The organism is Aquimarina sp. MAR_2010_214 (assembly GCF_002846555.1).
GTDB lineage: Bacteria > Bacteroidota > Bacteroidia > Flavobacteriales > Flavobacteriaceae > Aquimarina.
The window spans coordinates 5,773,596-5,785,846 of sequence record NZ_PJMS01000001.1; the positions used below are offsets into that span (position 1 = coordinate 5,773,596).

Annotated in this window: 13 protein-coding genes; 11 read left to right on the forward strand and 2 right to left on the reverse strand. The window is 32.7% G+C overall.

The features are described 5' to 3' along the window. The first annotated feature begins 229 nt into the window (after window positions 1–229). Window positions 230–1,303, forward strand: a complete 1,074-nt coding sequence (locus ATE84_RS24925) for an RHS repeat-associated core domain-containing protein (protein ID WP_101450488.1) — start codon at window positions 230–232, stop codon at window positions 1,301–1,303. Window positions 1,304–1,305: 2 nt separating this feature from the next. Then, window positions 1,306–1,851 (forward strand): hypothetical protein, encoded by a 546-nt coding sequence (locus ATE84_RS24930; RefSeq protein WP_101450489.1) that lies wholly within the window; start codon window positions 1,306–1,308, stop codon window positions 1,849–1,851. A 301-nt stretch (window positions 1,852–2,152) separates the two neighbouring features. Here the strand turns inward: ATE84_RS24930 and ATE84_RS24935 are convergent, their stop codons facing one another. Beyond that, window positions 2,153–2,500, reverse strand: a complete 348-nt coding sequence (locus ATE84_RS24935; RefSeq protein WP_158237333.1) for a helix-turn-helix domain-containing protein — start codon at window positions 2,498–2,500, stop codon at window positions 2,153–2,155. Window positions 2,501–2,665: 165 nt separating this feature from the next. Between ATE84_RS24935 and ATE84_RS24940 the strand changes: the two genes are divergently transcribed. From ATE84_RS24940 to ATE84_RS24970, 8 genes are all read left to right on the forward strand, one after another. Beyond that, window positions 2,666–4,234, forward strand: coding sequence for a hypothetical protein (locus tag ATE84_RS24940; RefSeq protein ID WP_101450491.1), 1,569 nt, complete (start codon window positions 2,666–2,668; stop codon window positions 4,232–4,234). Window positions 4,235–4,276: 42 nt separating this feature from the next. Then, window positions 4,277–5,194: a tyrosine-type recombinase/integrase gene (locus ATE84_RS24945; protein WP_101450492.1), complete on the forward strand. Its 918-nt coding sequence runs from the start codon at window positions 4,277–4,279 to the stop codon at window positions 5,192–5,194. Beyond that, window positions 5,191–6,081, forward strand: coding sequence for a tyrosine-type recombinase/integrase (locus tag ATE84_RS24950; protein ID WP_101450493.1), 891 nt, complete (start codon window positions 5,191–5,193; stop codon window positions 6,079–6,081). Before ATE84_RS24945 ends, ATE84_RS24950 begins: the two co-directional genes overlap by 4 nt. An 84-nt stretch (window positions 6,082–6,165) precedes the next feature. After that, window positions 6,166–6,345, forward strand: a complete 180-nt coding sequence (locus ATE84_RS24955) for a hypothetical protein (protein ID WP_101450494.1) — start codon at window positions 6,166–6,168, stop codon at window positions 6,343–6,345. A gap of 81 nt (window positions 6,346–6,426) precedes the next feature. Then, a complete protein-coding gene (locus ATE84_RS24960; protein ID WP_101450495.1) occupies window positions 6,427–6,948 on the forward strand; it encodes an ORF6N domain-containing protein in 522 nt (173 codons plus the stop codon). 647 nt (window positions 6,949–7,595) lie between these two features. Further along, window positions 7,596–7,769, forward strand: coding sequence for a hypothetical protein (locus tag ATE84_RS26410; protein ID WP_158237334.1), 174 nt, complete (start codon window positions 7,596–7,598; stop codon window positions 7,767–7,769). A gap of 388 nt (window positions 7,770–8,157) precedes the next feature. After that, window positions 8,158–9,309: an RHS repeat-associated core domain-containing protein gene (locus tag ATE84_RS24965; RefSeq protein WP_101450496.1), complete on the forward strand. Its 1,152-nt coding sequence runs from the start codon at window positions 8,158–8,160 to the stop codon at window positions 9,307–9,309. A gap of 2 nt (window positions 9,310–9,311) precedes the next feature. After that, complete coding sequence (locus ATE84_RS24970) at window positions 9,312–9,857, forward strand: hypothetical protein (RefSeq protein WP_101450489.1); 546 nt, start codon at window positions 9,312–9,314, stop codon at window positions 9,855–9,857. Between the two features lie 301 nt (window positions 9,858–10,158). On the opposite strand, the gene ATE84_RS24975 is transcribed toward ATE84_RS24970, so the two are convergent. Beyond that, a complete protein-coding gene (locus tag ATE84_RS24975; RefSeq protein ID WP_158237333.1) occupies window positions 10,159–10,506 on the reverse strand; it encodes a helix-turn-helix domain-containing protein in 348 nt (115 codons plus the stop codon). A 165-nt stretch (window positions 10,507–10,671) separates the two neighbouring features. On the opposite strand from ATE84_RS24975, the gene ATE84_RS24980 reads away from it, so the two are divergent. Further along, window positions 10,672–12,240 (forward strand): hypothetical protein, encoded by a 1,569-nt coding sequence (locus tag ATE84_RS24980; RefSeq protein WP_101450491.1) that lies wholly within the window; start codon window positions 10,672–10,674, stop codon window positions 12,238–12,240. Window positions 12,241–12,251 lie beyond the last annotated feature (11 nt).

Sequence of the window (12,251 nt, forward strand, 5' to 3'; positions counted from 1 at the left end):
CCCTGTTATAGACCCTGACTAAAGGGAAGTGCGGGTATAATAAGGATTATGTAAAGATAGCTTTGGTGACGTTCGCTGGCAATAGTAGTAACAAATACAGAATGCTGTAATGTAGGTATACTCTAAATTATTACTTTAGCATAGCAGACAGATATATGACAGGTAGGACGTTCTTTTTTTTAGCAGTTTTAACAGGTGTCTGGGAAAAATGTGACCGCAAAATTTATTTTTGGGCGTAAATGGTGACCATTTAGGGAACATAAGACTATCCTACAAAGACCGCGACAATGATGGCAAAATTGATGTTGTGCGAAATAACATAGATATTGATGGAGATAATGACAACCTTCACGAAATTATCCAAATACAGGATTACTATCCTTTTGGATTAGAAATAGAATATGGTGCAGATCATCCTAATTCACTAATTACAGGAAGTAATGAACATCCATATAAATTTCAGGGAGTTGAGCTTAATGAAGATTTAGGACTTAACTTATATGAAATGGATTTTAGGCAATATGATCCCGCAATTGGTAGGTTTACTTCTACCGATCCACTAGCAGAAGAAAGAAATTGGTTAACGCCTTATAATTTTGTTCAAAATAATCCTATTTTAAGGATTGATCCAAGTGGATTGTTAGATGATTATGGAATTGATCAGCAAGGGAATATCTCTCTACTTCAAAAAACAGATGACAATACAGATACTCTTTATGCAACAACAACTAATGAAAACGGAGAAACGGTTAAAGATGAAAGTAAAGGCTCGGTTACAGTAGGTAAGGAATCAGATGGCAGTAGTATAGTTTCTGATCTGGCAAACAATATGACTACTGAACAATATGATGATTATGGGATAACTAAAGAAAGAAGCGTGAGTATTGCTGTTACAGATGAAAAGAATAAAAACGATGTTTTTAAAGTTTTTAAGTTTGCAGCAGATAACTCAAATGTAGAATGGAGTGTCGGTAAAATTAATTATCAAGGTTTAGGTACTAACTATCAAATAGGAACTTATCACGAGAGACATTTATCACCAGGAATTCGAAACTCAAAAATAGGGAGTCCTTTGGGATTACTTCATTCACATCCTAATCAATTAACAAATAGTGAGAGAAATGAAAGTTTAGGAGGAGACACATCTGTTTCTACAAACTTTCTAAGAAGATACGGTGCAAATAAACCTTATTTAATATACTTTCCTAGTACTCAAAATACCACTAGATTATTACTGCCAAGAGAGGATTTTCTCATTGGGTCAACAGTAAGAAAGAGAAATAATCAAAAAATAAAATTTTAAATATGAAATGGTATATAATATCTTGTTTTGTATTACCCATAGTAATTATTGGATGTAATTCAAATGATAGGAAAGATGAGAAAAATAATTTGATTGACGAAGAATTAGCTAAAGTCATTGATAAGTATATTGAATATAAACCAATAGAAATAACGTACGGAGAAGGTTTGAAGAAATATTATGCAAAAGGTTTTTCTCATCCTTCTTATCATATATACTTTGAAAAGGTAAAAAATGACACTTTATTTACAATAACTTTATTTCCTCAATTACATACTTTTGAATTAGAACCTCGAGCTACAGAAGACAAGGATGAAGATGTTTTTTTAGCAACGTACCCAAAGGGATTTTTTACTTATAAAAATAAATATCCTATAATAGTCTTTGATAAAAAGTCTATTGCTAACAAATTCTATAATAGGGAAGTACTACATTCTATTGCCGATACCCTTATTACAACTAATTATGATGATATCAGAGATTATCAAGCAGATAAATGGATTTATAAAATGGAAAATGGAAAAATATCTAATAGAATAAATTTATAATAAAGCCCAGTTCCGTAAAGTCTCCTGACTTAGCGTACATTAATAAAGTAAAGAAAGTCACAACGTGTAGAAATGTTGTGGCTTTTTATGTTTTATGCAGCATATAAAGACTACATTTTTAAGGTCAAAAATGTAATTTGGTCAAAAACAGGGTTTAAAAAAGCATTAAAATATTATTGTAATAAACTGTTTTGTAGTCTATTATGAAATAGCACTACATTTTTGATGTTAAAAATGCATGGTAATTATATATAGTAATAAAAGAAGTTAAATATAAAGTTTATTAAAACTATGAGTTTTGTTATGTAAGTTGTTTTTGTATATCTTTTTGAAATACGAAAGCTTTAAGCATTGCTTTTACACTAGTAATATCTTCATTATTTAATAACTGTACTTTGTGAAATAATTGTAGTAGTTCCTCATCATTAAGTTTATTATTTACAATTTGCTCATCAGAACCATAAATAAGTGAATCTGTAGACACTTCTAAAGCATCAGCAATCTTTTTAGCTACATCGATGGTTGGTGATGTTAAATTACGCTCATATCTTGATATATGTGTAGCGTGTACATCTATCATCTTAGCAAGATCACCTTGTGATATATCCTTCTCAGCACGTATTCTCTTTAAATTATCGCCAAATGACATAAGTGTAAATATTAATAGATAAAACATCAAAAATGTTATACAAATGTAGATAATTATGAACATAAAATATAACAGAGTTAAAAATAATAGTCAAAGTGTATATTTTTAAATAAACAAATTGTATATATTTGTAGTCAAATATGACTATTAAAATATTTTTCAACAATGTTAGATATTACTAATCCAAACAACTACAGTTATTTTACAAAAGAGTTAGAAATCCATATTCTAGGTGGTATCAAGTTCAACAACCTAGAACGTATGCGTGTTACATTAAGCATACAAAAACCTGAGAATAATAATGTACTACGACATAGTATTGATCTGTATAATGATAATACAATAGAGCGATTGGTAAGAAAAGTAGCAGAACGTATAGAAATTGGTACAAGTGTGGTACGTATAACATTACAAGAATTAACAGCAGCATTAGAACAATACCGTATTGATCAGATTGATAAAGAGCAGGAAGTTCCTGCAACCAAATCATTATCCAGTAAAGAGCTGCGAGCCGCAGAGGCATTTTTAAAAGACAAAGACTTACTAAAAAACACAAATGAACTCATCGGTAAATCTGGTGTGATCGGGGAAGAAACCAATCGATTATTAATGTATCTAATCTTTACCAGTCGTAAAACATCAAACCCATTACATTGTATTAGTCTTGGTAGTTCGGGAGTTGGTAAAACACATCTACAATCTAAAGTAGCAGAACTTATACCCGAAGAAGATAAAATAGAAATCACGGTATTATCTGCCAACGCCTTTTACTATTTTAATAGAACAGAATTACAACATAAGTTAATCTTAATCGAGGATTTAGACGGTGCAGAATCTGTACTTTACCCATTACGGGAGCTACAATCTAAAAAGAAGATTACCAAAACGGTAGTTCATAAAGACAGAAAAGGTAATACCAAAACAATACACCTAACCGTAGAAGGCCCTGTAAGTGTTGCAGGTTGTACTACACAAGAAAGTATTTACGAAGATAACAGCAATCGTAGTTTTTTACTTTATATCGATGAATCTAGCGAGCAAGATAAAAAAATCATGCACTATCAGCGGAGAGCCTCCGCGGGCAAAATAAACAAGGATGATGAGTTCATATCTGCTAGATTTTTACGAGATGTACAAAGAATCTTAAAACCTATAAAAGTCATTAATCCATATGCAGAATATCTAGAGTTACCCGAATCTGTATTTAAGCCAAGGAGAACCAATAGCCACTATTTACAATTTATAGAAGCCCTTACCTTTTACAAACAGTATCAACGGGAGCGTAAATATGATGAACAAACCGGTGAAGAATATATAGAAACTACTACCCAAGATATACAAGAAGCAAACGATATTATCAACGAAGTACTCTTGCGCAAAAGTGATACCATAACAGGAGCAGTACGAAACCACTTAGAACGTCTCAAAAGGTATTTAAAACAAAATAATCAAACCACTTTTAGTAATACTGAAATACGAAGAAACCTACGAGTAAAAGAAACCACGCTACGCAGATACAATACACAATTACTAGAAGAAGGCTATATAAAACGGATAAAGAAAGCTAAGACCAAAAGCTATTGCTTTGAAATTATAGATATCGACGAATACACAAATCTTAAAACCCAGATAGACAATGCATTAAATACTTGTCTGGATCGACTCGATGCCGCCAGTTCGCCACCAAATCGCCATACCCCAAGTGGCGAAGTTAAAATAAAGAAAGTCAGTTAATTAAGTGCTTCTCGCCACAAACCTTTAAAAAACACATACCGTATGAAAAAATTAAAGCTACAAAACGATAGCTACAAGATACTATTGTCTGATTTTGAACAATGGTTAGATATCTTAGGTTATAATGACAGGACAGTATATTATACCCCAATCTTTATGCGGGAGTTCTTCCACTGGTTAGAAACCCATGATATCCAACAGTTAGACCAGATCACTATCGATACCGTAAAAGCGTATTATAAATATTTAGGACAGCGCAGTAATCAACGTACTGGCGCAGGATTAAGCAAAGCCTATCTTAACAAACATCAAAATGCACTTAGAAAGTTTAGGGAATACCTAAAAAAGCATGGTGCAAAAACCTTTAAAATACATCTTCGACTAGAAAAGAAAGAAAGTGCCATAAAAGATATCCTTACTCAATCAGAGATCAAACAACTCTTTGCAGTGACCAGTTACAGCAGTAAGTATCAGCGTACCCGATTACGTGATAAAGCCATCCTTGTTATATTATACAGTTGCGGTTTACGTAGAAAAGAAGCCGTAAGTCTTGATATAGGTGACATCCTTTTTGATGCAGGGCGTGTGTTTGTCAGACAAGGAAAAAATTATAAAGAACGCTACGTACCGATCAATAAACACAACATACGAATCCTAGAAGATTATATCTATGAAGCACGACCCATGTATACTGGTAGTCATGCTACAGAAGCCCTATTTATCAATAAATACGGAAATCGTATGCACGGTCAGGATATGGGCAGAAGGTTACAACATTTACTAACCCTTGTAGATGATGAAATCTTAAGAGAGAAACATATTACTCCACATTGTTTACGGCATAGTATCGCAACACATTTATTACAACAAGGCATGAAGATCGAAGACATACAACAGTTTTTAGGGCATAGCTCTTTAAAATCTACACAGATATACACACACTTACTTGAATCATTATGAAAGATTATTACACATACTTAGAAGAACTACAACATAGTGAGCGAACCATCAAAACGAATCTTTACAATATTGATAAGTTCAAACAATGGTGCAAAACCAAACGTACCAAACCAGAGCATTTAACCTACAAACAATTACTCAACTACATCAATCACCTAAAAACTACCAACAAACCCGAAACCATCAATAGACATATCTGGGCAATCAAACATTATTGTACGTATCTGATAGAACAAGGGTATCGAACAGATAATATTGCAGAGGGTCTAAAGGTGAGAGGAGAGCGTAAAAAAGTGTTCCATAACTTGCTTACCAGTGATGAATTAGAAGATCTGTTTTACAGTTATGAAACTGATAAGATATGGAAGGATAATTTTTATTACAAAGCCACAGCAAAACGTAATAAGATAGTTGTAGGGTTATTAGTGTACCAGGGTTTATTGAGTAACAACTTTAAAGCTTTAGAAGTAGAACATGTAGACTTACGTAGGGGAACAATTTATATCTCAAGTACCCGACGCAATGCATGGCGAAAACTAGAGTTAAAACCTTGGCAAATTATAGAACTCAAGGAATACATAGAAGAAATACGTCCTATCCTACAAGATCATATAGGTACAAATGATGAAAAGCTGTTCCCTCTAAACACCCCACAGTTCAATACCATCTTACATCCAATCTTAAAAAAGCTAAAAACCTACAATCAAAAAGTCACTAACAATACTCATATCAGAGCAAGTGTTATTGTCAACTGGTTAGGGCAGTATAATATCAGAAAAGTACAGCAAATGGCAGGTCATAGACATATTAGTTCTACAGAATCCTACAAACAAGATAATCTGGAAAGCTTACACGAAGCTATCAACCAGTTCCACCCATTACATTAATTACTAATCTTTAAATATACACTTATGAAACCAAAACAAAACTGTATCAAAATCCCAATAACGCGACCTGATGAGTTCTTATATATGAAAAACTCCCTACTAGAAAATCTCTATTTATTAAGTCAGCTAGACGATAACTATGAACACAATAGAGGATTTAAAGATGCAGTCTACTGGATATCTAAAATATTAATAGCAAGTCACCTAGCAGAAGAGCGTGAAGTAATAACACAACAAAGTAAAGAAGCATCAAAGTTGTTATAAAAAAAAGAATAAACTTGATATTCCAATTTGGAATATCAAGTTTTAAAAATAGTAATTTTGCCAACGAAATAAGCACACAAAATGAGTAAGGAAATAACAATAACAGAAGAAGCCGTAATTAGTAAAATTTATATCATCAGAGATCAAAAAGTAATGTTAGATAGAGATTTATCAGAGCTTTACGATGTAACGACAGGTAATTTAAATAAAGCTGTAGGTAGGAATATAAAACGTTTTCCAGAAGATTTTATGTTTGAATTAACCAAAGAAGAATACGAAAACTTGAAGAGCCAGTTTGGCACCTCAAACTGGGGTGGAACTCGTAAAATGCCAAAAGTTTTTACAGAACAAGGAGTTGCAATGTTATCAGGAGTTTTACATAGTGATCGCGCAATTATGGTAAATATCCAAATAATGAGGGCATACTCTAAAATGAGAGAAATGCTAACCGATAATCTAAGTGTAAAACTAGAAATCGAAGAAATCAAAAAGAAGTTACTAAACCATAGTAAAAATATAGAACTGGTCTTTGACTATCTTGATGAACTACAAGAGAAAAAAGAAAACCCTAGACCTAAAATCAAAATCGGCTACAAAAAATAATCAAATAACTAAAAAGCTAAAAAGATAAAGCGCACTCAGACTTTAAAAGCTTTTAATAAATTTTAATAGCTACAAAAAAATTAAAAAGCTAAAAAAATACATACAGATCATTAACAGGCTCGAACCGATACGTTCGGGTTTTTTGTTGTCATAGATAAATAGCCAGGTGACTCCTTCCAGTCGAAATATTATTATGGGCTTAGCCAGAAAAAGGCTTTGCCCATAAGCTGCAATAAGGTGTTCCTTCGTCACGCCGCAAGCTATTTTTTGTTATTCCACAAGTGCAGAAAAAACACTTGTTCCATACCGCTCCAACTTCCTCACCTTCGGTCGGTAGTCTCCACTACAAACAAATAGCCTTGCTCTGTTCCTCTATCACTCGTAGCTACTTTTTTGCTTAAAAACAATAAGGTTGCCTAACGGCGTATGTTGAATTAAGCAAAACCGCTACTACATGGGCTACGCCGCTTAGTCGCAACCTAGCCAATTTTTATGTTGAAATTTATATCTGATAAAGAAGAACACATAAAAATCGTCTGGCACACAAAACCACTACGTTCCTTTTTGTGCGTCGGTTGCTCCACTACGCTTCGGCTACGCCTTTGTTCTGCGTTCGCCACGCAGGCATCTTCAATCGCCAGATGACTATGATAATTATTGAAGCTGAAGCACAACAACTACAGCCGTTGCCCTCTTCAGCTTCAATAATCATCGTTCTTACTGTTGCGGAAAACTATTTTAGTAAAAAGAGGAATGCGGTGGCTGATGTGGTAGGTCTTCCGCTTTTTATTAAAATACTAGCCTTAATGGCGACTGAATGACCCCACAACGCTTGAAATCAGGTCTACGACACGATTATATGTGTATAATACTATAATATCTCTCCTAAAAATAGCTTGTTAGAAGTCAAAATCTTCAATGATAGCAGCCTGTGTGTGGCTATTTTATATAAACCCTGTTATAGACCCTGACGTGAGGAAGTGCGGGTATAATAAGGATTATGTAACATAGCTTTGATCATGCGGCTGGCAATAGTAGTAACAAATACAGAATGCTGTAATGTAGGTACACTCTAAATTATTACTTTAGCATAGCAGACAGATAGATGATAGACAGAACGTTCTTATTTTTTGCTTAATAGCAGGGTAACCGCATGAAAAAAGGGTATACCGTTTAATTTTTTGCGTAACTGATTATACAGGTAATTATGTGTATAAGAATGGTGTATTAGAGTTCTTTAACCACCCAGAAGGTTATGTAGAGAAAGAAGCTGATGGATATAAATATGTCTATCAGTTTAAAGACCACTTAGGGAACATAAGACTATCCTACAAAGACCGCGACAATGATGGCAAAATTGATGTTGTGCGAAATAACATAGATATTGATGGAGATAATGACAACCTTCACGAAATTATCCAAATACAGGATTACTATCCTTTTGGATTAGAAATAGAATATGGTGCAGATCATCCTAATTCACTAATTACAGGAAGTAATGAACATCCATATAAATTTCAGGGAGTTGAGCTTAATGAAGATTTAGGACTTAACTTATATGAAATGGATTTTAGGCAATATGATCCCGCAATTGGTAGGTTTACTTCTACCGATCCACTAGCAGAAGAAAGAAATTGGTTAACGCCTTATAATTTTGTTCAAAATAATCCTATTTTAAGGATTGATCCAAGTGGATTGTTAGATGATTATGGAATTGATCAGCAAGGGAATATCTCTCTACTTCAAAAAACAGATGACAATACAGATACTCTTTATGCAACAACAACTAATGAAAACGGAGAAACGGTTAAAGATGAAAGTAAAGGCTCGGTTACAGTAGGTAAGGAATCAGATGGCAGTAGTATAGTTTCTGATCTGGCAAACAATATGACTACTGAACAATATGATGATTATGGGATAACTAAAGAAAGAAGCGTGAGTATTGCTGTTACAGATGAAAAGAATAAAAACGATGTTTTTAAAGTTTTTAAGTTTGCAGCAGATAACTCAAATGTAGAATGGAGTGTCGGTAAAATTAATTATCAAGGTTTAGGTACTAACTATCAAATAGGAACTTATCACGAGAGACATTTATCACCAGGAATTCGAAACTCAAAAATAGGGAGTCCTTTGGGATTACTTCATTCACATCCTAATCAATTAACAAATAGTGAGAGAAATGAAAGTTTAGGAGGAGACACATCTGTTTCTACAAACTTTCTAAGAAGATACGGTGCAAATAAACCTTATTTAATATACTTTCCTAGTACTCAAAATACCACTAGATTATTACTGCCAAGAGAGGATTTTCTCATTGGGTCAACAGTAAGAAAGAGAAATAATCAAAAAATAAAATTTTAAATATGAAATGGTATATAATATCTTGTTTTGTATTACCCATAGTAATTATTGGATGTAATTCAAATGATAGGAAAGATGAGAAAAATAATTTGATTGACGAAGAATTAGCTAAAGTCATTGATAAGTATATTGAATATAAACCAATAGAAATAACGTACGGAGAAGGTTTGAAGAAATATTATGCAAAAGGTTTTTCTCATCCTTCTTATCATATATACTTTGAAAAGGTAAAAAATGACACTTTATTTACAATAACTTTATTTCCTCAATTACATACTTTTGAATTAGAACCTCGAGCTACAGAAGACAAGGATGAAGATGTTTTTTTAGCAACGTACCCAAAGGGATTTTTTACTTATAAAAATAAATATCCTATAATAGTCTTTGATAAAAAGTCTATTGCTAACAAATTCTATAATAGGGAAGTACTACATTCTATTGCCGATACCCTTATTACAACTAATTATGATGATATCAGAGATTATCAAGCAGATAAATGGATTTATAAAATGGAAAATGGAAAAATATCTAATAGAATAAATTTATAATAAAGCCCAGTTCCGTAAAGTCTCCTGACTTAGCGTACATTAATAAAGTAAAGAAAGTCACAACGTGTAGAAATGTTGTGGCTTTTTATGTTTTATGCAGCATATAAAGACTACATTTTTAAGGTCAAAAATGTAATTTGGTCAAAAACAGGGTTTAAAAAAGCATTAAAATATTATTGTAATAAACTGTTTTGTAGTCTATTATGAAATAGCACTACATTTTTGATGTTAAAAATGCATGGTAATTATATATAGTAATAAAAGAAGTTAAATATAAAGTTTATTAAAACTATGAGTTTTGTTATGTAAGTTGTTTTTGTATATCTTTTTGAAATACGAAAGCTTTAAGCATTGCTTTTACACTAGTAATATCTTCATTATTTAATAACTGTACTTTGTGAAATAATTGTAGTAGTTCCTCATCATTAAGTTTATTATTTACAATTTGCTCATCAGAACCATAAATAAGTGAATCTGTAGACACTTCTAAAGCATCAGCAATCTTTTTAGCTACATCGATGGTTGGTGATGTTAAATTACGCTCATATCTTGATATATGTGTAGCGTGTACATCTATCATCTTAGCAAGATCACCTTGTGATATATCCTTCTCAGCACGTATTCTCTTTAAATTATCGCCAAATGACATAAGTGTAAATATTAATAGATAAAACATCAAAAATGTTATACAAATGTAGATAATTATGAACATAAAATATAACAGAGTTAAAAATAATAGTCAAAGTGTATATTTTTAAATAAACAAATTGTATATATTTGTAGTCAAATATGACTATTAAAATATTTTTCAACAATGTTAGATATTACTAATCCAAACAACTACAGTTATTTTACAAAAGAGTTAGAAATCCATATTCTAGGTGGTATCAAGTTCAACAACCTAGAACGTATGCGTGTTACATTAAGCATACAAAAACCTGAGAATAATAATGTACTACGACATAGTATTGATCTGTATAATGATAATACAATAGAGCGATTGGTAAGAAAAGTAGCAGAACGTATAGAAATTGGTACAAGTGTGGTACGTATAACATTACAAGAATTAACAGCAGCATTAGAACAATACCGTATTGATCAGATTGATAAAGAGCAGGAAGTTCCTGCAACCAAATCATTATCCAGTAAAGAGCTGCGAGCCGCAGAGGCATTTTTAAAAGACAAAGACTTACTAAAAAACACAAATGAACTCATCGGTAAATCTGGTGTGATCGGGGAAGAAACCAATCGATTATTAATGTATCTAATCTTTACCAGTCGTAAAACATCAAACCCATTACATTGTATTAGTCTTGGTAGTTCGGGAGTTGGTAAAACACATCTACAATCTAAAGTAGCAGAACTTATACCCGAAGAAGATAAAATAGAAATCACGGTATTATCTGCCAACGCCTTTTACTATTTTAATAGAACAGAATTACAACATAAGTTAATCTTAATCGAGGATTTAGACGGTGCAGAATCTGTACTTTACCCATTACGGGAGCTACAATCTAAAAAGAAGATTACCAAAACGGTAGTTCATAAAGACAGAAAAGGTAATACCAAAACAATACACCTAACCGTAGAAGGCCCTGTAAGTGTTGCAGGTTGTACTACACAAGAAAGTATTTACGAAGATAACAGCAATCGTAGTTTTTTACTTTATATCGATGAATCTAGCGAGCAAGATAAAAAAATCATGCACTATCAGCGGAGAGCCTCCGCGGGCAAAATAAACAAGGATGATGAGTTCATATCTGCTAGATTTTTACGAGATGTACAAAGAATCTTAAAACCTATAAAAGTCATTAATCCATATGCAGAATATCTAGAGTTACCCGAATCTGTATTTAAGCCAAGGAGAACCAATAGCCACTATTTACAATTTATAGAAGCCCTTACCTTTTACAAACAGTATCAACGGGAGCGTAAATATGATGAACAAACCGGTGAAGAATATATAGAAACTACTACCCAAGATATACAAGAAGCAAACGATATTATCAACGAAGTACTCTTGCGCAAAAGTGATACCATAACAGGAGCAGTACGAAACCACTTAGAACGTCTCAAAAGGTATTTAAAACAAAATAATCAAACCACTTTTAGTAATACTGAAATACGAAGAAACCTACGAGTAAAAGAAACCACGCTACGCAGATACAATACACAATTACTAGAAGAAGGCTATATAAAACGGATAAAGAAAGCTAAGACCAAAAGCTATTGCTTTGAAATTATAGATATCGACGAATACACAAATCTTAAAACCCAGATAGACAATGCATTAAATACTTGTCTGGATCGACTCGATGCCGCCAGTTCGCCACCAAATCGCCATACCCCAAGTGGCGAAGTTAAAATAAAGAAAGTCAGTTAATTAAGTGCTTC